A 25855-nucleotide genomic window follows, 5' to 3' on the forward strand; every position below is an offset into this window, starting at 1 on the left:
CAACATGCCTTTGATGAATTCCTGGGTCGCATCGGCCAATTCCGCCGAACACCCCTTCCCCTTGAATAACCTGCCCTATGGCGTGTTCTCGACCGAAAGTACCGAGCCCCGCTGCGGTGTCGCCATCGGGGATATGATATTCGACGTGACTGCCGCCGAGGCTGACGGGTTGATCGCCCTGTCGGATGAGCCGCTGTTCGATCTACCCTTCTGGAACCCGTTGATGGAGGAAGGCCCCGCCGTTTGGGCCGCGCTGCGCGACCGCCTGATCGCGCTTTTGGCCGAAGGCTCGGACGAACAGCATAAGGTCGAAGGCCTGCTGATCCCGCAGGACGAGGCCGAGATGCACATGCCTTTCGCCGTCAGTGAATACACAGACTTCTACGCGGGTCGGAACCACGCCCAGAACGTCGGCACCATGTTTCGCGGCCCCGAAAATGCGCTGCCGCCCAACTGGTTGCACATACCAATCGGCTATAACGGGCGCGCCTCGTCCGTGGTCGTTTCGGGCACCGATATCCGTCGCCCTTGGGGGCAGTTGAAGTCCCCCGATCATAACCTGCCCGCCTTCCTGCCCTGCCGCCGCTTTGACATCGAGCTTGAGATGGGCGCGGTCGTGGGCACGCCCTCGGACGGTCCGATTTCGGTACGGGAAGCGGATGACCACATCTTCGGCTATGTACTGCTGAACGACTGGTCCGCGCGCGATATTCAGGCCTGGGAATACCAGCCGCTGGGCCCGTTTCAGGCCAAGGCCACCGCAACCTCGATCAGCCCGTGGATTGTGACCAAAGCCGCGCTGGAACCGTTCCGCTGCGATACGCCGGATCGCGAATTTGCCCTGCTCGATCACCTGAAAGATTGCGGGCCGATGCTCTATGACATCGATCTGGCCGTGACCATGGCGCCCGACGGCAAAGACGCCACCACCATCGCCCGGACCAACTACCGCGAGATGTACTATTCGGCGGCGCAACAACTGGCGCATCACACCACCTCGGGCTGTCCGATGAATACCGGCGATCTGCTGGGCTCAGGCACCATCTCGGGGCCAAACAAGCCCGAACGCGGATCACTGCTGGAACTCAGCTGGGGCGGGAAAGAACCACTGACGCTCGACACCGGAGAAACCCGCAGCTTCATCGAAGACGGGGACACTCTGACGCTGAGCGGCGCTGCCAAAGGAGATGGCTACACAATCGGGTTCGGAGACTGCACCGGCACCGTCCTGCCCGCGTTAAGCGATCCGTACGAAGGGTAAGCCCTAACGTCACCTTTACCCAAATACTCCCGCCGGAGGCATTCCAATCCAGCAACCGGCGCACCGTAAAGAAGGACCAATCACATGGCCAAAGCATTCGCGTCCCAGGGGGACATGTCGGAAAAGAAAATCAGCTTCACCGAGGTGGGTGAAGGGCTCTATGCCTTCACCGCCGAAGGCGATCCGAATTCGGGCGTGATTATCGGCGATGACAGCGTCATGATTGTCGAGGCGCAGGCGACGCCGCGTCTGGCCAACAAGGTGATTGAATGCGTGCGGTCGGTGACCGACAAACCGATCACTCATGTGGCGCTGACCCATTACCACGCCGTCCGCGTGCTGGGCGCCAGCGCTTTTGGCGCACAACAGATCCTGATGTCCGACATGGCCCGCGCCATGGTGGTCGAACGCGGTCAGGAAGACTGGGACAGCGAATTCCAACGCTTCCCGCGTCTCTTTGAAGGACACGAAAGCATCCCCGGCCTCACATGGCCCACCACCACCTTCAGCGACACAATGACGGTTTATCTGGGCAACCGCCGGATCGACCTGATGCATCTGGGCCGTGCGCATACCGCTGGCGATATCGTCATCCACGTGCCCGATCAGAATGTCATGTTCACCGGTGACATCGTCGAATACCATTCGGCCTGCTATTGCGGCGACGGGCATTTCGGAGATTGGGGCGACACGCTGGACGAAATCAAGTGGTTCGATGTGGACGCCATCGCGCCGGGGCGCGGCGACGCTCTGGTCGGTAAAGACATGGTCAACGCGGCCATCGAAAACACCCGCGATTTCGTAGAAAGCACCTATCGACCGGCGGCCAAGGTCGCGGCGCGCGGTGGCAGCCTGAAAGAAGCATGGGACGCGGTGCGCGCCGAATGCGACCCCAAATTCGCCGACTATGCGATCTACGAACACTGCCTGCCCTTCAACGTCGCCCGCGCCTATGACGAGGCGCGCGGCATCGACACACCCCGTATCTGGACCGCCCAGCGCGATCTCGAGATGTGGGAAGCCCTGCAGGGCTAAGAATTCCGAGCCGGATTTGATCCAGATCGTGGCGGCCCGGATTTGACAGTGAAACGCTAAGACCACCCCTCCGGCGCTGTCCCGCCGGAGAACAGATGAGGTGTGCCCGCTGCACCAGAACTGGGAGAGAGACCGTGAACAAGATTTTCGAAGTTCCACTTTACGCCTACAAGGCCAGCCCGGACCAATCCGCCCCCGCGCCCGTGCGCCACAAGGTCATTGTTGTCGGGGCCGGTCCGGTTGGTCTGGCCGCCGCCATCGATCTGGCCCAGCAAGGGGTCGAGGTGCTGGTGCTGGACGACAATGACAAGGTCAGCTTTGGCAGCCGTGCGATCTGTTTTGCCAAACGCCCGCTGGAAATCCTCGACCGTCTGGGCTGCGGGCAGCCGATGGTGGACAAGGGTGTTCTTTGGAACAAGGGCAAGGTGTTCTTCGATGAACGTCAGGTCTATGAATTCGACCTACAGCCCGACAGCGGCGATCAACGCCCGGCCTTCATCAACCTTCAGCAATATTATTTCGAGCAGTTTCTGGTCGACCGCATTCGCGAGTTGCAGGAACAGGGCGCGCCTATCGAAATCCGAGGCCGCAACAAGGTCGAAGCTGTCGGCACCCATCCCGATCACGTCAAGCTTGAGGTCGAAACGCCCGAGGGTTCGTACACGATCGAGGCCGATTGGGTCATCGCCTGCGATGGTGCGGGCTCACCTATGCGTGCGATGATGGGTAAGGATTTTGTGGGCCGGGTGTTCGAAGACAACTTCCTGATCGCCGATGTGATCATGGAGGCCGATTTCCCTTCGGAACGCTGGTTCTGGTTCGATCCGCCCTTCAACAAGGGCCAATCGGCGCTGCTGCATAAACAACCCGATGGCGTCTGGCGTATCGACCTGCAATTGGGCTGGGACATCGATAAGGAGCGTGAAAAACGCCCCGAAAACGTGATCCCGCGCCTCAAGGCCATGCTGGGTGAGAATGTCAATTTCGAACTGGAATGGGTCAGCATCTACACCTTCCAATGCCGACGGATGGAGCAGTTCCGCCATGGCCGCGTGATCTTTGCAGGCGATAGTGCCCATCAGGTCAGCCCATTCGGGGCGCGAGGTGCAAACTCGGGCGTGCAGGACACCGACAACTTGTGTTGGAAGCTGAAACTGGTGATTGACGGAAATGCGCCTGAATCTTTGCTCGACAGCTACGATCAGGAACGCATTCACGGCGCGGACGAGAACATCCTGAACTCGACCCGTTCAACCGATTTCATAACGCCAAAGTCGCAGATGTCCCGCATCCTGCGCGACGCGGTGTTGGACCTGAGCGAGCATTACGATTTTGCCCGCCCGATGGTAAATTCAGGTCGGCTCAGCGTACCTTGCGTCTATGACGGCTCGCCGCTGAATTCAGCGGATGCGTTGAATGGGCCGACGCAGACGCGCCCCGGTGCGTCCTGTCCCGATGCGCCTTTGGGTGATGACTTTCTGCTGCCTAAACTGGCTGGACAGTTCACGCTGCTGACCATCGACGCCGATGCACCAGATGAGATCGAGGTTGACGGGATCACCGCCAAACGCCTGGCGCTTTCGGTCAAGGACGACCCGACCCTGACGCTGAAGCGGCGCTATCTGGGCGATGCGACAAGCGCGGTCTATCTGATCCGACCCGATCAACACGTGGCCGCCCGCCGCGACACCTATGAAGAAAACGCATTCCGGCACGCAGTACGCCGCGCCACAGGCAAGGAGTAAGCGATATGGCTGATCTGATCCTCTCATCCAATCTGACCCAGGCGGACGATTTCTATGCCGATCTGGTGGCCGCCCATGAAGGGCTTGAGAAAGCCGAAAGCGATGCGTTCAACGCGCGCCTTGTGCTGGTTCTGGCAAACCACATCGGCGACAACGCGGTGCTGAAACAGGCGCTGGATGCCGCAGCCCTGAAACAGGAGTAAGCCTCATGAAAATCGAACAGATTCACCACGTCGCCTATCGCTGCAAGGACGCGAAAGAGACAGTGGAATGGTACGGCAAGATGCTGAACATGGATTTCATTCTGGCGATCGCCGAAGACCATGTGCCTTCAACCCACGAACCTGATCCCTACATGCACTTGTTTCTGGATGCTGGGAACGGCAACGTGCTGGCGTTCTTTGAATTGCCCACCAAGCCAGAGATGGGCCGCGATCCGAACACGCCGATCTGGGTGCAGCACATTGCCTTCAAGGTGAAAGACCGCGATGAACTGATTGCGTTCAAAGACCATCTCGAAGCCAACGGGGTCGAGGTTCTGGGTGTAACCGATCATTCGATCTTCCACTCGATCTACTTCTTCGACCCCAATGGTCACCGGGTGGAACTGGCTTGCCCCGACCCCGAGGAAGAGGCCATGTTGGCCCGGCTGGATTCGGTGAAATGGGATATGCTCGAAGAATGGTCGCGCACCAAACGAGCGCCCCAGCATGCCGACTGGCTGCATGCCAAGGAACTGAGCAAGGGCTAAATTCTGAATGAGCGACGTGGTTCTGTTTGACTACTGGCGATCCTCGGCCAGCTACCGGGTGCGGATCGCATTGAATCTGGCCGGCATCACCTATCGCCCTGTTGTGGTTGATCTGGTGAAAGGGGGGCATCGCGCCACTGATCATCTGGCACGCAATCCGCAGGGTCTGGTTCCGGTGCTGGATATCGATGGTGTTCGGTTGACCCAATCGCTGGCGATCATCGATTATCTGGATGAGACCCGCGAACTGGGTCTGCTGCCAACCGATCCGGCCAAGCGAGCCGCGGCGCGGGCATTGGCCCAGAGCATCGCCGTGGATATCCATCCGGTTTGCAATCTATCGGTTGCAAAAAACGCCACCGCGCTCAGCCAAGGTGCAGCCGACATGCCCGGTGACTGGATGCGCCACTTCATTCGTCCGGGCTTGCTGGCGTTCGAATCCCTGTTGGGTGGCTTTGATCAAAGCCCGTTCTGTACCGGTGACACCCCCGGTCTGGCCGATATCTGCCTGATCCCGCAGCTTTATAATGCGCGCCGGTGGGAAGTTGATCTCTCCGACATGCCACGCCTGACAGCAGTCGAGGCGGTCTGCGCCGAGCATTCTGCCTTTGCCGCAGCCCATCCCGACCTTCACGCTCCGCTCTGATCCGGCGCACAGGGTCTGTGTGGCGATGCGGGTGCACAAGCGCTCGGGTCGCCCTTAGGTTTTCCGCAACGACAGACGGAGACCCCCATGCCCGAGATTACCGGTTACCACGCCCATGTCTATTTCGATGCCGACACGCAGGACACAGCGCAGCAGGTCTGTGAAGAGGCCGCGCATCTGTTTCCCACCGTGCAGATGGGCCGCATGCATGCGCGCAACGTTGGCCCTCATCCGCGTTGGAGTTGCCAGCTGGGCTTTCCCGCCGAAGCCTTTGATCAGGTCTTTCCCTGGCTGATCCTAAACCGGCAAGGGTTGACCATCTTTACCCATCCAGAAACCGGCGATCACTTGGCCGATCATCGGGATCGCGCCATCTGGATGGGCGAGATGCTGCCGCTTGATCTGTCGATCTTCGATTAACCCAATTCACGCGCCCGGTCGCGCAAGATGAACTTCTGTATCTTCCCGGTCGAGGTCTTGGGCAGCGCGCCGAACACAACCGTCTTCGGTGCTTTGAAATGGGCCATGTGATCGCGGCAGAAAGCGATGATCTCAGCCTCATTCGCATCTGCCTGCGGCTTCAATTCAACAAAGGCGCAGGGCGTTTCGCCCCACTTCTCGTCCGGGCGGGCCACCACCGCAGCCTCCATCACGGCCGGGTGTTTATAAAGCGTGTCTTCGACCTCAACGGATGAGATATTCTCGCCCCCCGAAATGATGATGTCCTTGGACCGATCCTTCAGCGCGACATAGCCATCCGGGTGCATCACACCCAGATCGCCGGAAGCAAACCAACCGCCCTTGAAGGCCTTATCCGTCGCCTCGGCGTTCTTGAGATAACCCTTCATCACGATGTTACCCTGCATGAAGATCTCACCCATGGTTTCGCCATCCGAAGGCACAGGTTCCATCGTTTCGGGGTCCGCGACCATCAGGCCCGAAAGCGCTACGTATTTCACCCCCTGACGCACCTTCAGCGCAGCACGATCTTCTGCACCCTTCTCGTTCCATTCGTCCTTCCACGCGCAGACGACGGACGGGCCATAGGTCTCGGTCAGGCCATACACATGGGTAACCTCAACACCCATTCCCTCCATCGCTTCGATCACCTTGGCAGGTGGCGGCGCGCCAGCGGTCATCGCCTTAATCTGCTGCGTGAAATCCTTGAGGTGATCCGGCGCGTTGGCCAGCATGTTCAGCACAATCGGCGCGCCGCAGAAATGAGTCACACCCTCTTCTCGGAACGCACGATAGATCGGCTCGTCCCGCACGGCGCGCAGGCAAACCGATGTGCCCGCATTTGCCGCCATGGTCCACGGGAAGCACCAGCCATTGCAATGAAACATCGGCAGCGTCCACAGATAGACCGAATGCTGCGGCATCCCCCATGTCAGGATGTTCGAAGTTGCGTTCAGCGCGGCGCCGCGGTGGTGATAGACCACACCCTTGGGGTTGCCTGTGGTGCCCGAGGTATAGTTCAGCGTGATCGCATCCCATTCATCTGCGGGCAAAGACCAGTCGAACTCCGGATCACCCTCGGCCAGCAGAGCTTCGTAGGTCAGATCGCCCAGCCGCTCGCCACCGTCAAAGCTGTCATCTTCGATATCAATCACCAGCAGGTCATGATCCACCTGCTCCAGCGCCAGTTTCACAACGCCTGAGAATTCGGGATCAACCAGCAGAACCTTGGCTTCGGCATGGTTTAGAATGAAGGCGATAACCGGCGCATCCAGCCGAGTGTTGATCGCATTCAGCACCGCGCCGGCCATCGGCACACCAAAATGCGCCTCGTAGAGCTCGGGAATATTGGCCGCGATGATCGACACCGTATCGCCAACACCCACGCCACGCGCCGTCAGCGCGCTAGCCAGCCGTCGGCTTCGCGCATAGGTGTCGGCCCAGCTATACTGGCGCGCACCGTAAACAACCGACGGATAATCCGGATACACCGCCGCCGTCCGCTCAAGATAGCTGAGCGGGGACAAGGGCGTAAAATTCGCAGGGGTTTTGCCCAGATGCTGCTGGTAAATTGATGTGGCTGACATCCGGCGATCCTCCCAAACTCGTCAGATTGTCGTATTGAGCACAAAGTTTGCGACATAACAAACCCGTATTAATACGCGTTTGAGCTACACTGGAGATATTCTATGGAGTAATCTGGCCCTACTTCACGCGTCTCATTCGCGTTGATCTGCAGCATCACGTCACTATGCGCCCACCGGGAGCTAAATGATTCCCTGCGCGCCCTATTTTTGAAAGGACATGTCATGGACGGCACGTTCAACGAAAACGATCTTTCCCGCGTGGTCGAGGCCGACCGCGCCCATATCTGGCATCACCTGATCCAGCATAAGCCGTTCGAAACCAATGACCCTCGCATCATTGTCGAAGGCAAGGGGATGCGTGTCTGGGACCAGAAGGGCAAGGAACATCTGGATGCAGTTTCGGGTGGCGTCTGGACAGTGAACGTAGGCTATGGCCGCGAATCAATCTGCAAGGCCGTTTATGACCAGTTGATGAAGCTGTGCTATTTCGCCAACTCGGCCGGGTCGATCCCGGGGTCGATCTTTGCGGAGAAGCTGATCAGCAAGATGCCGGGCATGAGCCGCGTCTACTATATGAACTCGGGCTCTGAGGCGAACGAGAAAGCCTTCAAGATGGTCCGCCAGATCGCGCATAAGAAATACGGCGGCAAGAAAACCAAGATCCTGTATCGCGACCGCGACTATCATGGCTCGACCCTGGCAACCATGTCGGCGGGCGGTCAGGACGAGCGCACCGCGCAATACGGCCCCTTCGCACCGGATTTCGTGCGCGTGCCGCATTGCATGGAATACCGCAAGCACGAGCTGGACGGCGCGCCGGAAGAGAACTTTGGCGAATGGGCTGCGGATCAGATCGAAGAGGTCATCCTGCGCGAAGGCCCCGATACCGTTGGCGCGCTGTGCCTTGAGCCGGTCACCGCAGGTGGTGGCGTGATCGAAGCACCCGAAGGCTACTGGCAGCGCGTGCAGGAGATCTGCGACAAGTACGACATCCTTCTGCATATTGACGAGGTTGTCTGCGGCGTTGGCCGAACCGGCACCTGGTTCGGTTATCAGCAATACGGCATCAAGCCTGACTTCGTCACCATGGCCAAAGGCGTGGCATCGGGCTATGCGGCCATCGCCTGCATGGTCACGACCGAAGAGATCTTTGACATGTTCAAGGACAACGCCGACGATCCGATGAACTATTTCCGCGATATCTCGACCTTTGGTGGATGCACCGCCGGTCCGGCTGCGGCAATCGAAAACATGCGGATCATCGAAGATGAGAACTTGCTGCAAAACTGCATCGACATGGGCGACCGCATGACGGGCAACCTTCAGGCGCTGATGGAAAAGCACAAGGTCATTGGCGACGTGCGCGGCAAGGGCCTGTTCCTGGGAGCCGAACTGGTCGCAGATCGCGGCACCAAAGAGCCTGTGGACGAGAAAATGGCCCAGGCGGTTGTAGCCGACTGCATGGCGCAGGGCGTCATCATAGGCGTCACCAACCGCTCGATCCCCAGCCGCAACAACACACTGTGCTTCTCGCCCGCGCTGATCGCAACGGCAGATGATATCGACCAGATCACCGACGCGGTGGATGGCGCGCTGGGTCGAGTCTTCGGCTGATCCGACAACACAGCCAAACTGAGTACCGAAACCCGCCAATTTTTGGCGGGTTTCTTTTTCGGATAGGACTGTGAGTTATGGCAGCTCTGGTCCGCGCGGCGCGTCGATACTTTTCCCGACGTCGCTCATATGTTTTCCGAAAGCATTGATTCAGCGCTTCGTGCCCAACTGAAACTGTCTCCAGACCCACTCGCCTGATTGTCCGCAATGCGGGGCAAAACTGCTGTTGGCTTTCATCGGCGCAATGCCCGGATCCGGTAAGAGATATTTTCTGAGGAAAGGCTCAACTATTTGGGAAATAGCAAGGTAGCTACAAGTCTTACGCCCCAACCGTCAGGTTCACTATCTGGTCCGCCGGCCCAGTAGCGTACTCCTCCGCCTACGCTGATAAGTTGATCCCCGAGTTGGGCAACTTTGGTGACAACACCGTTGATCGGCACAGACCATTGATCGTTTTCCCAGTCGTAGGTGGACTCAGTGTTTAAAGTGAACGTCCACGCGTTCGAATTTGTGTAGGAAATAAATGGCTGTAAGAGCGTCTGGTTGATGTCGGTGTGACTACTACGGATAACAGGAGAACATTGGGGACAGCCATGCAGCTTTGCGGAGCCCGAAAACACGGATGGCAGCTACGTGACTGGTTCTAAATTGAAGGGAAAACGTTAGACCTTGTACCAGTTTTGCACGGCCTGAGCCGCTTCTTCAGCACTCATCATCGTCTCAATTTCAGCAATGGCGCTTGCGGCATCTGTGCGCGTTGCAATCAGTTCGCTGAAGCCGCTCTCCAAATCGTGCGCAGATCCGCCTCCGGAATAGACTGCATCAACTTCAAGCGCTCGAGAAACCCGATGTTGTAGGAGGTGGTCGAAAAAACGCCTGTAGATTATCTCTGAGTATTTGCCGTGCGCATCGACATCATCCGGCGCAACCAAACTAAGTTTTAGGGCTTTTTCGTGCGTTTGGCGCCAAGCTAAGTCCATGGTTGCGGGCGGGGCATCTTTGGCTTCGTGTGGGTGTTGTGGTTTCGCAAAAGTAGCTTTCCGGATCGCCTCTAACCTCTCCCGTACCTCTGGCGTTGGCACAGGATAGAAGAAAGCAGCGCTATCGGACGCCAGCACTTGCTCTGCTTGGTCCGGAAGTGTCTGAACAAATTCAGAATACCTGTTCCCGACAATCGGGACTTCCCCAATGATAATTTCCGTTGGGTCAGTGTTCTCCACAAGCCAACGGGCAATGGATTGCCTCCCCCAATATCCGGCGGCTCTTCGAACAATCGGATGGCTCCCATCCACAACATCCGGGTACTTCGCAAGAATCCATTCTTCTTGGAATGGCGCAAGTGCAATGTCCCAACGCATCATCTTAACGCGGCGCTTTGCTGTCTTCGCAATCAAGACCGCCTCGCGTAGCAGGAAAGATTTTCCGGATGCAGGCAATCCAGTAAAAAAGACCAACCGGCGGTGTCGCACGGCGTCGTTCAGAACCTTCCAAGTGCTTGTTTCTGAAAAGTTATCGGTCGAAATGGCGCGCCCCTTGATACCCGCGACGAAAGAACAAATGCAGCGATACCTCTAACTAAAAGTACCGTCACGAAACGGTAAGACATTTGGAGAAAACTGCAAGCGGCTCCCACGGTGGCTCGCCTCGCAGCACAAAGGTTTTTCGGGATCTGTGGCGTCGCCAGTGGTGCCTCAAGAGAGACTCGCATGTGTTGCGTGCCGGACAGTCGTGCCGCACTCAGAATTTGTGGTTTTGGGCTCATTTCCGACATTATTCGCTACCAGATTGGCCATCATTCGTTCATCTCAAAAACGTGGAAATCAAATCCGCGCGACGTCCAACAACCACGCATCTGCTGGACAGGCCTGACCGGCAGAACTACCGTAGCGGCAAATGTTCCAACAGAAGGATTCACTCGGATGTCCAGGACACTCACCATCGCGGCAAGTTCGGTTCTGTTTCTGTCAACAGCGGCTTACGCGCAGGATCAATGCGCTGCTGGCAAAACATTGACAGATGGCAAGTTCACCATCGCAACAGGCAACCCTGCTTATTACCCGTGGGTGATTGATGACGCGCCTGAAAGCGGCGAAGGATTTGAGGCCGCCGTGGCTTACGCGGTCGCCGAAGAGATGGGGTTCGCGGCTGAGGATGTGGTCTGGGTCCGGTCGTCCTTCGACGAGGCGATCCAGCCCGGCGCCAAGGAATTTGACGTCAACATGCAGCAATATTCGATCACGCCCGAGCGCGATCAGGTGGTCGATTTCTCTGCCCCCTATTACACCGCTCCGATGGCGGTTCTGGTCAGCCCTAACTCAACCGAAACGGCCCCAACGCTGGAAGCGTTGAAAGGCCTGCAATGGGGGGCCGTTGGGTCCACCACGGCGGTTCCGAAACTGGCCAGCATCATCCAGCCCGACAGCGATCCGCTGCTGTATGGCGACAATGCGGATGTGAACGCCGCGATGACGGCCAACCAGATCGATGCGGCGCTGTTCGATCTGCCCACCGCCCTGTTCCTCAGCGCGGTGATGATCGAAGGCTCAAAAGTCATCGGTCAGTTCCCGGCGGATGAAAATGACAATCCCGATCATTTCGGCATGCTGATGGAAGAAGGCAACCCGCTGAAAACCTGCGTGGACGAGGCGCTGGCGGCCCTGGCGGCAAACGGCAAACTGGCCGAGATCGAGGCCAAATGGCTGCAGGACACCACTGGTGTCCCTCTGATCAAGTAACATGGCAGATCACAAGGCGGCGGGGATGACCCGCCGCGAACGGTACGAGGCGCACCAACGACGACGCGCGTTGGTGATCGCCACGATTAGCACGGTCACCGTTGTGGCCGCGATTTACCTTCTGGTGCCGTTGGCGCCGGGCTGGTCGAAGGTTCAGCAGAGCTTTTTCAACGGCGAGACGCTGGTCAAAACCTTCCCGAAACTGCTTGAGGCGTTTCGGATCAACGTAATGATCTTTTTGTGGTCCGCACCCGCAATCGCGGTGCTTGGCCTGTTGATTGCCTTGGCGCGGGATGCCAAATCGCCCGCCCTGTTTCCGCTGCGCATCTTTGGCGCGGCGTTCACCGACATTTTCCGCGGCGTGCCTGTGATCCTGACGGTCTATCTGATCGGCTTCGGTATTCCGGGGCTGGGCCTGCCGCGCCCGTGGAATTCGCCTTACATCTGGGGCTCGCTGGCACTGATCCTGACCTATTCGGCCTACGTGGCTGAAATCTTCCGTTCCGGCATCGACAGCGTCCACCACAGCCAGCGCGCCGCCGCCTTGTCGCTGGGTCTGTCCGAACGGCAGGTCATGCGCGACGTGGTGTTGCCGCAGGCCATCCGCAATGTGGTGCCGTCGCAGATGAACATGCTGATCGCGCTGCAAAAGGATGTCTCGCTGCTCAGCTTTATCGGCCCGGTCGAAATCTTCCGTCAGGCGGGGGTATTCAAATCGCTGTTGGCGAATTTCACGCCATATGTAGGCGCGGCGATCATCTTCCTGATCGTCACCATCCCCGCCACACGCTACGCCGATCACCTGATGGCCCGCCAAATGCGAGAGAGGCGCTGATGCCAAAACTGGAACTTCAGGGCGTGGTGAAACGCTTTGGCGACCGCACGGTCTGTGACGGGATTAATCTCACCGTTGATGAGGGCCAAATGGTTTGCTTGATCGGCGCATCCGGGTCGGGCAAATCCACTCTGCTGCGCTGCATCAACCTGCTGGAACCCATCGAAGACGGCGCGATCTTTCTGGATGGCGAGGATATCTCGATCCCCGGTCTGAACCCGCAATCGGTGCGCGCCCGGATCGGGATCGTGTTCCAAAGCTTTAACCTGTTCCCGCATATGACCGCGCTTGAGAATGTCATGCTCGCCCCTCGCCGGGTGCGTGGGCTGACACGCGCCGAATTGCAGCCCGAGGTCGAGGCGCTGTTCGCCCGGTTCGGACTGGCCGACCGGATGCACAACTATCCCGACCAATTGTCGGGCGGGCAGCAGCAGCGCGTCGCCATCGTACGCGCCTTGGCCATGCAGCCTGAGGTCATGCTGTTTGATGAGATCACCTCGGCCCTCGATCCCCAACTTGTGGGCGAGGTGCTGGATGTTCTGCTGATGCTGAAGAAACAGGGCATGACGATGATGATGGCCACGCATGAAATGGGCTTTGCCCGCGAGGCCGCCGACAAGATCTGTTTCCTCGACAGCGGACGGATCATCGAAGAAGGCCCGCCCGAGGAGGTGTTTGACCACCCCTCGCACCAGACGACGCAGGCCTTTCTGGCGCGGGCGCTGAAGTAAGCGCCCGGACTCTGAATCCCTGACGATCTGGCCCTCAAGGACTCGACTCTTTGAGGGTCAAGAACATATAAGAACAAATGTAGAACATTTGGGGGTTTTATATGTTCGGCGGGATGCAGCGCCGCATCGTTTCACTCTGGTTTCCCCGGCTGGCAAGCGACCGGGCTTTGCGCCTGCGCCCGGTCGATGGGCCGTTTGTTCTGACGCTGAAACAGAATAATGCAAACCGGGTGTATTGCCTGAATGTGCAGGCCCAGCGGCAAGGCCTGCACAGCGGCATGCCCTATTCCGATGCCCGCGCCTTTTGCCCCGATCTGCAAAGCCATCCTGCCGACCCGCAAGGAGATCAGCGGTTTCTGCACGCCCTGCGCCGCTGGGCCACGCGCTATTGCCCCTGGGTCGGGCTCGAGGGTGAGGACGGGCTGGTTCTGGACATCACCGGATCGGCTCATCTTGCGGGCGGGGAAGAGATGATGCTGACCGATATGCGCAGGCGTCTGACCCGGGCCGGGCTGGCGGTGCAGATCGGTCTGGCCCCGACACGCGGTGCGGCCTGGGCTTTGGCCCATTATGGCGAAGGGGTTGCGACCCAGGATACGCTGAAGGCCATCCGCGCCCTGCCGGTGGCAGCGCTGCGGCTGGATGAGGATACCTCGGTCGCGCTGCAACGACTGGGCCTGCGCCGGATTGGTGAGCTGGCGCAAACCCCGCGCGCGCCATTGACGCGCCGGTTTGGCCCCGAGGTTCTGATGCGGCTGGATCAGGCGCTGGGGGATCAACCTGAACAGATTACCCCGCTGGCCGACCCGCCCCATTACGGCGTGCGCATGACCCTGCCCGAGCCCATTGGGCTACTGTCCGACATGATGGCCGGGGCGGAACGGCTGCTGGAACGGCTCTGCGACAAGCTGAAAGCGCAGGAAATGGGCGCGCGCAAGCTGTGCATCACCTTACGCCGGGTGGATCAGGACCATCAGCAGGTCGAACTGCGGCTGGCCCGCCCCTTGCGTGATCCATATCGCATCCTGCCCCTGTTCGAACGCGGGCTGGCCGAGGTGGATGCAGGCTTTGGCGTCGATCAGCTGCGGCTGGAGGCTACGCTGGTGGAACCCCTGCCGGTGCGCCAGATCAGCCGCGCCGCAAGCCGGGGCAAAGATCAACTGGATGACCTGATCACCCGCATCGGCACCCGGATCGGGCTGGAACAGGTCCACCGCCTGCTGCCCGCGCAAAGCCATATCCCCGAACGCAGCTTCATCATCTCGCCCGCCGCCTATTCCGACCCTGCAGGCGGGTGGGCCGCCCTGCGCCCGCGCCCCCTGCAGCTGTTTCCGCCGGAACCCATCGCCGGATCAGGCCCACACCCGCCGCGCTGCTTTCGCTGGCGACGCATGTCGCTGACCACAGGCCGCTCAACCGGCCCCGAACGCATCTGCCCCGAATGGTGGCTCGAGGATGAGAACTGGCGCACGGGCCTGCGCGATTACTGGCAGGTCGAAACCCGGCAGGGGCGGCGATTGTGGCTGTATTACACCCCGCAAAATCCGGGATGGTTCGTGCATGGGGAATTCGCATGAGCAAACCGAACCCGCCCAGCTCACACGCGCAGGACCCCGGCTATGCCGAGTTGTGCGTGACCACCAATTTCACCTTCCTGACCGGAGCCTCGCACCCAGAAGAGCTGGTAACCCGCGCGGCAGAGCTGGGCCTGAAGGCCATCGCGATCACCGACCGGAACTCACTGGCCGGGGTGGTCCGGGGCTGGAGCGCATTGAAAGAACTGCGGCGCGAGGCGGAAGGCGCAGTTCAAATCCGCTCGCAACACCGGCTCGATTCCTCATCCCGGCAAGAGGTCGGGCATGTGCAGCCGATCGACAAACCGGACGTACCCGCCCTGCCCAAGCTGATCGTTGGCTGCCGTCTGGTTCTGCGCGACAGCGCGGTGCACTGGCTGGCCCTGCCCCGCGACCGCGCCGCCTATCAGCGACTGACCCGGCTGCTGACGCTGGGCAAGCGACGGGCCGAGAAAGGCGACTGTCATCTGGATTTGAAAGACATGCTGGCGGCCTGTCAGGGGATGATCCTGATCGCGCTGCCTCAGTCAGGGTTGAAACAGGCCATCCCCGACATTCAGACCGTCCGGCGGCAGTTTCCCAACGCGGTCTTTCTGGGGGCCGTACCGCGTTATGACGGCAGTGACCGGGCCTATCTGGCGGCCTGTGCGCAGGCGGCGCTGCGGGCCTCGGCCCCCATGGTGGCGGTAGGCGATGTGCTGATGCACCGTGGCAACCGCCGCCAACTGGCCGATGTGCTGACCTGCATGCGCGAACACATCACGATTGACCAGATCGGCACCCGCGCCCTGCCCAATGCCGAGCGGCGGCTGAAAGGCTACGCGGATATGGCTCGGCTGTTTCAGGATCACCCCGGCGCGCTGCGCCGCACGTTGGAAATCGCCGATCGCTGCAGCTTTGACCTGAGCGAGCTGTCTTACGAATACCCAGACGAGATTGCCAGCACCGAGACCCCGCAGGCGCGGCTGGAACGTCTGGCGCGCGAGGGGCTGAAACGGCGCTATCCCGATGGCCCGACCGAGAAGGCCATCAGCCTAATGAAAAAGGAACTGGCCCTGGTCGCCGATCTGGATTTCCCGGCCTATTTCCTGACCGTGCATGACATTGTGCAATTCGCCCGCTCGCAAGGCATTCTGTGTCAGGGGCGCGGCTCGGCCGCCAATTCGATCCTGTGTTATCTGCTGGGCATCACCGATGTCAGCCCCGACATGATCGCCATGGTGTTCGAGCGTTTTGTCTCGAAATACCGGGGTGAGCCGCCGGATATCGATGTGGATTTCGAACACGAGCGGCGCGAAGAGGTGATCCAATGGATTTACGAGCAATATGGCCGCCACCGCGCGGGCCTCTGTGCCACGGTCATCCATTTCCGATCCCGCGCGGCAATCCGCGAGGTGGGCAAGGTGATGGGCCTGTCTCAGGACGTGACCGCGGGCCTGTCCGGCCAGATCTGGGGGATGAGCAATGGCGGCGTTGATGCCGAGCGGCTGCAGGAACTGGGCCTCGACCTCAAGGACCGGCGGCTGATGCAAACTGTCCGCCTGATTGGCGAGATCATCGGCTTCCCGCGCCACCTGTCGCAGCATGTGGGCGGGTTCGTCATCACCAAAGGGCGGCTGGATGAGCTGTGCCCGATCGAAAACGCCGCGATGGAAGATCGCACCGTGATCGAGTGGGACAAGGATGACATCGACGCGCTTGGCATTCTGAAGGTCGATATACTGGGGCTGGGGATGCTCAGTTGTATCCGCAAGGCGTTTGACCTGATGCAACAGCACAACAGCGAAACCCTCAGCATCGCCACCGTCCCGCAAGAGGACACGGCGACCTATGACATGCTGTGCGCCGCTGATGCGGTGGGCGTGTTTCAGGTCGAAAGCCGGGCACAAATGAATTTCCTGCCCCGGATGAGGCCGCGTGAATTCTACGATCTGGTGATCGAGGTCGCCATCGTCCGCCCCGGCCCCATTCAGGGCGATATGGTGCAACCCTATATCCGGCGGCGCAACGGGCTGGAAAAATCCGAACCCTTCGGCCCTGCTTTGGAAGAGGTGACGCGGCGCACGCTGGGCGTGCCTCTGTTTCAGGAACAGGCCCTGCAAATCGCCGTGGTAGGCGCTGGGTTTTCGGCGGAAGAGGCGGATCACCTGCGCCGCTCGCTGGCCTCGTTCCGGCGCATGGGGACGATTGGCACTTATCGCGACAAGTTTATCGCAGGGATGCTGAACAATGGCTATACGCCCGAGGTCGCCGACCGGTGCTTTGGCCAGATCGAAGGCTTTGCCGATTACGGCTTTCCCGAAAGCCACGCAGCGGCTTTTGCCATGCTGGCCTATGTCTCGGCCTGGATGAAATGCCACCACCCGGCGATCTTTGCCTGCGCGCTGCTGAATTCGCAGCCCATGGGGTTTTACGCGCCTGCCCAGATCGTGCGCGACGCGCGCGAGCATGGGGTCGAGATTCGTCCGGTCTGCGTCAACGCCTCGGAATGGGGCAATCTGCTGGAACGCCGTGCCGATGGGGCGCTGGCCCTGCGGCTGGGTTTTCGTCAGATCAAGGGATTCAAGCAGGAAGACGCAGACTGGATCGTGGCCGCGCGGGGCAATGGGTATCCGGACCCCGAAACGCTGTGGCTGCGGGCCGGATTGCGCCCGGATGTTCTGACCCGTCTGGCCGAGGCGGATGCGTTCTCCGGCATGGACCTGACCCGGCGCGACGCCCTGTGGCATGTCAAAGCCATCCGCAGCCGAACCGCCCTGCCGCTGTTCAATGACCCCATCGATGGCGAGAGCATCAATGAGCCGCAGGTCAACCTGCCGGTGATGCATCTGGGCGAGGAGGTGGTCGAGGATTATGTCTCGACCCGCCTGACCCTGCGCTCGCACCCGATGGAGCTGTTGCGCCCGTCCCTGCCCGGCCTTGTGCCGCATGCCACGCTGCAGGACATCCCGCTGGGCCGCTACAGCGTGTGTGGGCTGGTGATCACACGTCAGCGGCCGGGAACCGCCTCGGGCGTGATCTTTCTGACGCTCGAGGATGAAACCGGTGTCAGCAATGTGGTTGTCTGGCCCAAGGTCTATGAACGATTTCGCCGCATCGTGATGGGCGGGCGGTTGCTGCAGGTCCGTGGATATCTGCAACGCGAGGGAATCGTCGTGCACCTGATCGCGCAGGAAATCACCGATATGTCGCACAAACTGTCCGAGCTTGGGCATCCGCTGGACGAAGCTATCGGCATCACCCAACCGCAAGCGGATGACACCCCGCGCCCCCGCCAGAACGGCCCAAGCGCCCGCCATCCGCGCGAACAGGCCAAACGGCTGTTTCCAAGCCGGGACTTTCACTAGAACACGCATCATCATAAGGCCAGTTTCAAAGAAACATCCGGCTAACGTGATCCGGTCACCTCTTTCCCTTGCCCTTGCCCGCAATATGTTGCACCACACACGGGTTCAAACCCGGTGAACGGGCCAAAGGATAAGGACAAGGCGCATGGCTGACGGATCGATCGACATCAACGCAAAACCCACCGAGGACATTTCGGTTCGTGAGGTGTTTGGCATTGACAGCGATATGGCAGTCAAAGGCTTTGCCGAACGCAGCGACCGCGTGCCGGTAATCGACCCGACCTACAAGTTCGATCCCGAGACCACGTTGGCGATTCTTGCAGGCTTTACCCATAACCGCCGGGTGATGATTCAGGGCTATCACGGCACCGGGAAATCGACCCATATCGAGCAGGTCGCAGCGCGTCTGAACTGGCCCGCCGTTCGTGTGAACCTCGACAGCCATATCAGCCGGATCGACCTGATCGGTAAGGACGCGATCAAACTGCGCGACGGCAAGCAGGTCACCGAATTCCACGAAGGCATCCTGCCCTGGGCTCTGCGCAACCCGGTTGCCATCGTGTTCGACGAATACGATGCGGGCCGTGCAGACGTTATGTTCGTGATCCAGCGCGTGCTGGAGCATGACGGCAAACTGACCTTGCTGGACCAGAACGAGATCATCACACCGAACCCGAACTTCCGCCTGTTTGCGACCGCCAACACCGTCGGTCTGGGCGACACCACTGGCCTCTATCACGGTACACAGCAGATCAACCAGGCGCAGATGGACCGCTGGTCTCTGGTCTCGACGCTGAACTATCTCAGCCACGATGCGGAAACGATGATCGTGCTGTCGAAAGCCCCGCATTACAACACCGCCGAGGGCCGCAAGACCGTCAGCCAAATGGTCACCGTCGCCGACCTGACCCGGACCGCCTTCATGAACGGCGATCTGTCCACCGTCATGAGTCCCCGGACCGTGATCAACTGGGCCCAAAACGCCGAGATTTTCCGCAATATCGGCTATGCTTTCCGCCTGTCCTTCCTGAACAAGTGCGACGAGCTGGAACGCCAGACGGTTGCCGAGTTCTATCAGCGCTGCTTTGACGAGGAGCTGCCGGAAAGCGCGGCGAGCGCCAGCCTGGGGTGACAGGAGGGCCGCCATGCATATCGGATTGATTGGCGGGATCGGTGTTGCTGCAACGGTGGTTTATTATCAGCGGCTGAGTGCGGCGATGGCGGCGCGTCGAAAGCCGATGGAACTGACCATCGTGCATGCGGATGTGCAGGAATTGATCCGCAACAATCTGGCGGACGAACGCGATGCACAGGCGCAGGTCTACGCAGGGCTCATTGATCGCCTGAAGGCGGCAGGTGCGGATTGTGCAGCAATCACGTCGCTGGGTGGGCATTTCTGCTATGATAAGGCCGTGCCATTGTCTTCGTTGCCCCTTGTTTCGGCCGTGAAACCTCTGGATGCGTATTTCGCCTCACAGGGGTTTGGCACTGTTGGGTTGCTGGGAACGCGTATTGTGATGCAGACCAAACTTTACGGTCAGCTTGCGCAAACCCGGGCGGTTGCGTTGGAAGATGAGATCGAAGTGCTGGGACAAACCTATCAGGATATGGCGGTCGCCGGGGTTTGCTCCGATCAGGATCGCGCGCTGTTTCTGGACGCAGGTCGCCGTATGGTGGATGATTTGAATGCCGATGCCATCGTGTTGGCCGGGACAGATCTGAACCTCGCCTTTGACCGGCGAGATCCCGGCTATAGAGTTGTTGATGCGCTGGATGTGCATGTGGATGTACTGGCGCGTCTGGCAAGTGATGAAATGACGCTTGAAGAAGCAGGTGCGGACAGATGAGCAAACCAAACGACAATCCTGCTGATCCATTCAAGAAGGCTCTGGCCGAGGCCACCAAAGTCATGGCCGACGATCCCGAATTGTCGGTGACTTACACGGTCGATCCGTCGGGCGTGTCTGGCGAGTCGATGCGATTGCCGCAGGTCAGTCGGCGGATGACGCGCGAAGAAGTGTTGCTGGCGCGCGGTACGGCAGATGCTCTTGCCTTGCAGCGCAAGTACCACGACGACGCGACGCACGCGCGCTATGCGCCGCCGGGTGATATGGCACGCGATCTCTATGAGGCGATGGAGACCGCCCGCTGCGAAGCGATGGGCGCGCGCGATATGCCCGGTACCGCATCAAATATCGACGTCAAAATCGGGCATGAGGCGATCCGGCGCGGTTATGACCAGTGCAAACAGCCTGCGGATGCTCCATTGGCTGTGGCGGCGGGCTATCTGATCCGGCATCTGGCCACGGGCCGTGACATGCCGCCTGCGGCCGAGAATGTCATGAACCTATGGCGCGGCTTCATCGAAGAGCAAGCCGGCGGGACGCTGGAGAACCTTGACGAAATCCTCTCGGATCAGGCCGAGTTCGCCAAGTTCGCCCGCCAGATGATCAAGGATCTGGGATATGGCGACCAGTTGGGCGAAGACCCTGATGAGCTGGACGACGAACAGGAGGATCAGGCCGAGGAAGACGCCGAAGAACAGCCCGATCCCGACAGCACCGGTCAGGATGATCAGGACGAACAGGACGCCGACGCAACCCCTGAGCAAACTCAGGAAGAGCAGCAGGACCAGTCTCAGGCCCAGGTCTCGATGGACGAGATGGCCGAGGATGAGATGGGCGATGAGGCGGAAATGCCCGAAGGCGAGGCCCCGCTGGAGCCGCCTGCCCCGCCGCCCGCGTCAGAGGCTGACCCGGATTACAAGGTCTATCTGAACACCCACGACGAAGAGATCGCGGCCGAAGATCTGGCCGAACCGGCTGAACTGGAACGCCTGCGCGCCTATCTGGACCAGCAGCTTGAGCCGCTGAAAGGCGCGGTCAGCCGTCTCGCCAACAAACTGCAACGCCGCCTTCAGGCGCAGCAGAACCGCAGCTGGGAGTTCGACCGAGAAGAGGGCATTCTGGATGCCGGACGTCTGGCGCGTGTCGTGGCCAACCCGACCACGCCTCTAAGCTTCAAGGTCGAGAAAGACACCGAATTCCGCGACACAGTGGTGACGCTGCTTTTGGACAACTCGGGCTCGATGCGCGGGCGTCCGATTTCGATCGCCGCGATCTGCGCGGATGTTCTGGCGCGAACGTTGGAACGCTGCAACGTCAAGGTCGAGATTCTGGGCTTTACCACCCGCGCGTGGAAAGGCGGTCAGGCGCGTGAGGCGTGGCTGAACGATGGCCGCCCGCAGCAACCGGGGCGACTGAACGATCTGCGCCACATCATCTACAAAGGTGCCGACGCCCCATGGCGTCGCGCGCGGCCCAATCTGGGGCTGATGATGAAAGAAGGCCTGCTGAAGGAAAACATCGACGGTGAAGCTCTGGAATGGGCGCATCGCCGGATGCTGGCGCGGCGCGAGGCCCGCAAGATCCTGATGGTCATCTCGGATGGCGCGCCGGTCGATGATTCCACGCTCAGCGTGAACCCGGCAAACTATCTGGAAAAGCACCTGCGCGACGTGATCGCCATGGTCGAAAAACGCAAGATGGTAGAACTACTGGCCATCGGCATCGGCCACGACGTGACGCGGTATTACGACCGTGCCGTGACCATCACCGATGTGGAACAACTGGCCGGTGCAATGACCGAACAACTGGCGGCACTGTTCGACAGCGATCCGCGGGCGCGGGCGCGGGTTATGGGGATGAAACGGGCCAGCTAAGCCCGCCCGCCCTGCGCGGTCAAACGAAGCACCAGAATGACCAGCCAATTGGGCATGGTTATCGCACTGCCCGAGTGTTCAGCGCGCGGGCGGGATAGGCTTGGCCGATGGCGAGCAGCCGGGTGGTGCAATAACGCGGTGTCAAAGGGAAGCATCATCTTGATCTCCTGTCTGTTGCTTCCAATGTGGTCACTATGCCGCGCGCCCGCTTGAAGGCGATCCTGAGAAACCCCCGAGAATTCCTTGGGATAATCATTGAAACTTGAGGCCTGCGCCGAAACAGAGTGTATTCAGCCCATGCGATATGAGTTTGCAGACTGTGTTCTTGATGTGGACCGCCACGTATTGCTGCGGGGCGGCGAGACCGTGCGGGTCGAACCGCAGGTCTTTGATCTGCTGGAATTGCTGGCTGAAAGCCCCGGTAAACTGGTTGTCCGAGAAGAGATCATCGATCGGGTCTGGAACGGCCGGTTTGTCTCGGATTCAACGATCAGTGCGCGCATTGCGGCAGCCCGTCGCGCCGTTGGTGATGATGGCAAGTCACAACGGATCATCCGAACAATCGTTCGGCGCGGACTGCAGATGACAGCCGAGGTCAAAAGCGACGCTGGTTCAATCTCGGACGAGAACAGCCAGACCCAGAAACTGCGTTATGCCCAAGGCAGCGATGGCCGACCGATCCCCTACGCGCTCTCTGGCAGTGGTCACCCCGTTCTTCGCATCGGCTCGGTCATTCACGATCTGGAAGCCGAATGGCGCCTGTCTTCTGAACGCACCCGGTTGATGGATATGGCCAAGCAATTCCGCCTGCTGCGCTACAACAAGGATCACGGAGTAAGCTCCAATTCGGACCATCAAGCCGTCTTTGACCTCAGGATCCAGGAAATTCTGGCCGTAACCAAGGCCGCCGGGTTCGAACGTTTCTCGATCATCGGCGAGTTTGGGGGAACCTTCCCAGCCCTGCATTTCGCAGCGCGGCATCCGGATCGCGTTGATAAGCTGGTGATCGCTGGCGGCTGGGCCGAAGGGCGAGACCACCGGGGTGATACGAAACAACCCGATTCGATCCGAACACTGATTGCAGAAGGTTGGCAAACGCCGGGCGGCGGATACGCGATGGGCTCAACGCTCAGTTACTTTCCCGATGGTCCGCTCGATGATGTCCGGCACATGGTGCAAGAGATGCAGGCGCTTTATTCGCGTGAGCAAAAGCTTTTGTATCGAGACATCGGAAATAGCACATCCGCCCTGCATTTGCTGTCCGAGATCACTTGCCCAACCCTGATCCTGCACGGACGCCACACCGAAGTTCACCCTCTGACCGAGGCACGCAAACTGGCTGCAGGCATTCCAAATGCCTCGCTTGTTATCCTTGAAACCGCCAATCAAATTCCGCTGCCCGGAAACCCCGCCTACGAGATCTACATGCAAAGCCTCATCGAATTTCTTGGAACGCCCTCGGATAGCTGATCTGGCGCTGGACATTCTTTGGCGCAGCCCTCAGGTTTCACCGCATTCAAATCCACCCGAAGAGGCCGCCCATGTTCCAAAGTTTCGAAGTGACCGCCCGCCCGGAACAAGGCCCCCCGCGACTGGCGGCCCTGCGCGAAGAATTGGCGCGCGAAGGTTTGCAGGGTTTTCTGATCCCCCGCGCAGATGCGCATCAGGGGGAATATGTGGCCCCTCGGGATGAACGTCTGTCCTGGCTCACCGGATTCACGGGGTCTGCCGGATTTTGTGCGGCACTCACGGATATTGCGGGGGTCTTCATTGATGGACGCTATCGCACGCAGGTGAAGGCGCAGGTCGCTGAAGACTACACGCCGGTCCCGTGGCCCGATGTAAGCCTGAGCGCTTGGTTGAAAGAACAGCTACCAAATGGCGGCAAGGTCGGGTTTGACCCATGGCTTCACGCGGCTGGCCAGATTTCATCTGCACAGAAAGAGCTTGAAGGCAGCGGGGTCGAGCTGCTGCGTTGCGATAACCTCGTGGATCGGGTTTGGGCAGATCAACCCGCCCCTCCCATGAACCCAGTCAGAGTGCATCCGATTGAATTTGCGGGTAAAAGCGCCGAAGACAAGATCAAACGCCTCGCCGCCGAATTGCAGAATGCGGGGCACGCGGCAGCGGTGATCACCCTCCCGGATTCGATCATGTGGCTGCTGAACACTCGGGGCTCAGACATCGCGTATAATCCGGTGGCGCATGGGTTCGCCATCTTGCACAGCGATGGCCGCCTTGACCTGTTCATGGCCGCCGCCAAACTGACCGGGTTGCAGGACCACCTGGGCGATCAGGTAACCCAACACGAACCCGATGCGTTTCTGGAAGCCGTTGGTGCACTTGAAGGCAAGGTTCAGGTCGATCCGGGCACCGTTCCGCAGATCGTGGCGGATGCGCTGGGGGACAGGATGGTGGGTGGCGGCGATCCCTGCGCCCTACCCAAGGCGCGCAAGAATCCGGCCGAAATTGCTGGCACGGCCGAGGCGCATCTGCGCGATGCAGCGGCCGTGGTCGAACTGCTCTGCTGGCTCGATGCGCAGGCACCCGGCACCCTGACCGAGACCCAAGTGGTCACCAAGCTGGAAGAAAGCCGCCGCCGCGACAACGCCCTGCAGGATATCTCGTTCGAAACCATCGCGGGCACCGGCCCGAACGGGGCCATCATGCATTACCGCGTGACCGAGGAAACCGACAGCGCGCTGGAAAACGGTCACCTGCTGGTGCTAGATAGCGGCGGGCAATATCTGGACGGCACAACCGACATCACCCGCACGATAGCTATCGGCGATGTGGGGGATGAGGAAAAAGCGTGCTTCACTCGCGTCCTCAAAGGCATGATCGCCATGTCCATGCTCCGCTGGCCGGTTGGCCTGGCCGGGCGCGATATCGAATGCGTCGCGCGGCTGCCTTTGTGGCTGGCCGGGCAAGATTTCAACCACGGGGTCGGGCACGGGGTTGGTACATATCTCAGCGTCCACGAAGGCCCTCAGCGCCTGTCACGGGTCAGCCACGTCCCGCTTGAGCCGGGCATGATCCTGTCGAATGAACCGGGTTATTACCGCGAGGGTGCCTTTGGCATCCGTCTGGAAAACCTCGTCGTCGTGGAAGACGCCCCCGCCCTGCCCGGCGGGGATGACGAACGTGCCATGCTGAACTGGCGCACGCTGACCTATGTACCGATTGACCGCCGCCTGATCGTGGTTGACATGCTGACACGCGAGGAACGCGCCTGGCTGAACGCCTATCATGGCGAGGTCACGGAAAAAATCCGGCCAAGGCTGGGCGACGCCGCCCAACTGTGGTTGGATGCCGCAACTGCGCCGGTCTGACACCGGATTGTTACATAGTTTGGGCAGAGGAGAGGCCCTGACTCGACGAGGGAAGGAACAGGAATGACAGAGACCATCACGATCCGCAAAGCACCGGGCAAATGGAGCGTCCGCTCAGGCGGCGCCATTCTGGGTGAGACCACCGCAGCGCTGGAAGTGCAGGAAGGTGGCCATGACCCCGTGATCTATTTCCCACGCGCGGATATCGCGATGGCCTTTCTGGACCGGACCGACAAGGTCACCCAATGCAAGCATAAAGGCGCGGCCACGCATTTCTCGATCGTGAACAAATCCTCGGTCACCGAAAACGCGGCCTGGAGCTATGAAAGCCCAAACGAGGTGATCTCGGAGCTCAAAGACTATCTGGCTTTCTATCCGGTCGAGTCGATCAAGGTGGAACAACTCTGATCTGCATGCACAAGCATGAGACGTGTCGTCACGGCAGTTAACAACCCAAAGGCAGTCGGATATACTGCGGGCATT

Annotated in this window: 22 protein-coding genes; 19 read left to right on the forward strand and 3 right to left on the reverse strand. The window is 59.9% G+C overall.

Going from position 1 to position 25855, the window contains the following annotated elements:
- Window positions 1-4: 4 nt before the first annotated feature.
- The 7 genes from fahA (at window position 5) to ACR0NN_RS19660 (ending at window position 5858) form a co-directional block, all read left to right on the forward strand.
- Window positions 5-1261 (forward strand): fumarylacetoacetase, encoded by a 1257-nt coding sequence (gene fahA, locus ACR0NN_RS19630; protein WP_170724600.1) that lies wholly within the window; start codon window positions 5-7, stop codon window positions 1259-1261.
- A gap of 84 nt (window positions 1262-1345) precedes the next feature.
- Window positions 1346-2296 carry an MBL fold metallo-hydrolase gene (locus ACR0NN_RS19635; RefSeq protein ID WP_170497905.1) on the forward strand — a complete coding sequence of 317 codons (951 nt, stop codon included), beginning with the start codon at window positions 1346-1348 and terminating at the stop codon, window positions 2294-2296.
- 134 nt (window positions 2297-2430) lie between these two features.
- Window positions 2431-4041, forward strand: coding sequence for an FAD-dependent oxidoreductase (locus ACR0NN_RS19640; RefSeq protein ID WP_170724602.1), 1611 nt, complete (start codon window positions 2431-2433; stop codon window positions 4039-4041).
- Window positions 4042-4046: 5 nt separating this feature from the next.
- Entirely contained in the window at window positions 4047-4244 is a 198-nt protein-coding gene (locus ACR0NN_RS19645) for a DUF2783 domain-containing protein (RefSeq protein WP_170392682.1), read from the forward strand.
- 5 nt (window positions 4245-4249) lie between these two features.
- A complete protein-coding gene (locus tag ACR0NN_RS19650; RefSeq protein ID WP_170392683.1) occupies window positions 4250-4792 on the forward strand; it encodes a VOC family protein in 543 nt (180 codons plus the stop codon).
- A gap of 7 nt (window positions 4793-4799) precedes the next feature.
- Complete coding sequence (gene maiA / locus ACR0NN_RS19655; protein WP_170724605.1) at window positions 4800-5438, forward strand: maleylacetoacetate isomerase; 639 nt, start codon at window positions 4800-4802, stop codon at window positions 5436-5438.
- 87 nt (window positions 5439-5525) lie between these two features.
- A complete protein-coding gene (locus tag ACR0NN_RS19660) occupies window positions 5526-5858 on the forward strand; it encodes a DOPA 4,5-dioxygenase family protein (protein ID WP_170724609.1) in 333 nt (110 codons plus the stop codon).
- Here ACR0NN_RS19660 and ACR0NN_RS19665 read toward each other — a convergent pair.
- Window positions 5855-7483 carry an acyl-CoA synthetase gene (locus ACR0NN_RS19665; RefSeq protein WP_170724611.1) on the reverse strand — a complete coding sequence of 543 codons (1629 nt, stop codon included), beginning with the start codon at window positions 7481-7483 and terminating at the stop codon, window positions 5855-5857. The genes ACR0NN_RS19660 and ACR0NN_RS19665 overlap by 4 nt on opposite strands.
- 222 nt (window positions 7484-7705) lie before the next feature.
- Between ACR0NN_RS19665 and ACR0NN_RS19670 the strand changes: the two genes are divergently transcribed.
- On the forward strand, window positions 7706-9097 hold the full coding sequence (locus tag ACR0NN_RS19670) for an aminotransferase class III-fold pyridoxal phosphate-dependent enzyme (RefSeq protein WP_170686599.1): 1392 nt from the start codon (window positions 7706-7708) through the stop codon (window positions 9095-9097).
- Between the two features lie 662 nt (window positions 9098-9759).
- On the opposite strand, the gene ACR0NN_RS19675 is transcribed toward ACR0NN_RS19670, so the two are convergent.
- On the reverse strand, window positions 9760-10551 hold the full coding sequence (locus ACR0NN_RS19675) for a hypothetical protein (protein ID WP_170724613.1): 792 nt from the start codon (window positions 10549-10551) through the stop codon (window positions 9760-9762).
- A gap of 465 nt (window positions 10552-11016) precedes the next feature.
- Between ACR0NN_RS19675 and ACR0NN_RS19680 the strand changes: the two genes are divergently transcribed.
- From ACR0NN_RS19680 to cobT, 8 genes are all read left to right on the forward strand, one after another.
- Window positions 11017-11832 carry an ABC transporter substrate-binding protein gene (locus ACR0NN_RS19680; RefSeq protein WP_170724617.1) on the forward strand — a complete coding sequence of 272 codons (816 nt, stop codon included), beginning with the start codon at window positions 11017-11019 and terminating at the stop codon, window positions 11830-11832.
- A gap of 1 nt (window position 11833) precedes the next feature.
- Complete coding sequence (locus ACR0NN_RS19685) at window positions 11834-12667, forward strand: amino acid ABC transporter permease (RefSeq protein WP_170724619.1); 834 nt, start codon at window positions 11834-11836, stop codon at window positions 12665-12667.
- Complete coding sequence (locus ACR0NN_RS19690; protein ID WP_170724621.1) at window positions 12667-13398, forward strand: amino acid ABC transporter ATP-binding protein; 732 nt, start codon at window positions 12667-12669, stop codon at window positions 13396-13398. The genes ACR0NN_RS19685 and ACR0NN_RS19690 overlap by 1 nt, the downstream gene beginning before the upstream one ends.
- Before the next feature lie 101 nt (window positions 13399-13499).
- A complete protein-coding gene (locus tag ACR0NN_RS19695) occupies window positions 13500-14975 on the forward strand; it encodes a Y-family DNA polymerase (protein ID WP_170724623.1) in 1476 nt (491 codons plus the stop codon).
- Window positions 14972-18319: an error-prone DNA polymerase gene (locus ACR0NN_RS19700; RefSeq protein ID WP_170724626.1), complete on the forward strand. Its 3348-nt coding sequence runs from the start codon at window positions 14972-14974 to the stop codon at window positions 18317-18319. Before ACR0NN_RS19695 ends, ACR0NN_RS19700 begins: the two co-directional genes overlap by 4 nt.
- A gap of 145 nt (window positions 18320-18464) precedes the next feature.
- The gene (gene cobS / locus ACR0NN_RS19705) at window positions 18465-19451 is read left to right on the forward strand and encodes a cobaltochelatase subunit CobS (RefSeq protein ID WP_010437533.1); all 987 of its coding nucleotides are present in this window, start codon (window positions 18465-18467) and stop codon (window positions 19449-19451) included.
- Window positions 19452-19464: 13 nt separating this feature from the next.
- Window positions 19465-20166 carry an aspartate/glutamate racemase family protein gene (locus tag ACR0NN_RS19710; protein ID WP_170724649.1) on the forward strand — a complete coding sequence of 234 codons (702 nt, stop codon included), beginning with the start codon at window positions 19465-19467 and terminating at the stop codon, window positions 20164-20166.
- The gene (gene cobT, locus ACR0NN_RS19715) at window positions 20163-22040 is read left to right on the forward strand and encodes a cobaltochelatase subunit CobT (RefSeq protein WP_170724654.1); all 1878 of its coding nucleotides are present in this window, start codon (window positions 20163-20165) and stop codon (window positions 22038-22040) included. The genes ACR0NN_RS19710 and cobT overlap by 4 nt, the downstream gene beginning before the upstream one ends.
- Here the strand turns inward: cobT and ACR0NN_RS19720 are convergent.
- On the reverse strand, window positions 22037-22198 hold the full coding sequence (locus ACR0NN_RS19720; RefSeq protein WP_170686592.1) for a hypothetical protein: 162 nt from the start codon (window positions 22196-22198) through the stop codon (window positions 22037-22039). The two genes, cobT and ACR0NN_RS19720, sit on opposite strands and share 4 nt — an antisense overlap.
- Window positions 22199-22337: 139 nt before the next feature.
- On the opposite strand from ACR0NN_RS19720, the gene ACR0NN_RS19725 reads away from it, so the two are divergent.
- The 3 genes from ACR0NN_RS19725 to ACR0NN_RS19735 all read left to right on the forward strand — a co-directional run bounded on the left by ACR0NN_RS19725 (window position 22338) and on the right by ACR0NN_RS19735 (window position 25780).
- Entirely contained in the window at window positions 22338-23510 is a 1173-nt protein-coding gene (locus tag ACR0NN_RS19725) for an alpha/beta hydrolase (RefSeq protein ID WP_170724658.1), read from the forward strand.
- A 71-nt stretch (window positions 23511-23581) separates the two neighbouring features.
- A complete protein-coding gene (locus ACR0NN_RS19730; protein WP_170724664.1) occupies window positions 23582-25372 on the forward strand; it encodes an aminopeptidase P family protein in 1791 nt (596 codons plus the stop codon).
- Window positions 25373-25435: 63 nt separating this feature from the next.
- A complete protein-coding gene (locus tag ACR0NN_RS19735; protein ID WP_170724667.1) occupies window positions 25436-25780 on the forward strand; it encodes a DUF427 domain-containing protein in 345 nt (114 codons plus the stop codon).
- Window positions 25781-25855: the final 75 nt, after the last annotated feature.

Source organism: Ruegeria sp. BA2, assembly GCF_056539605.1.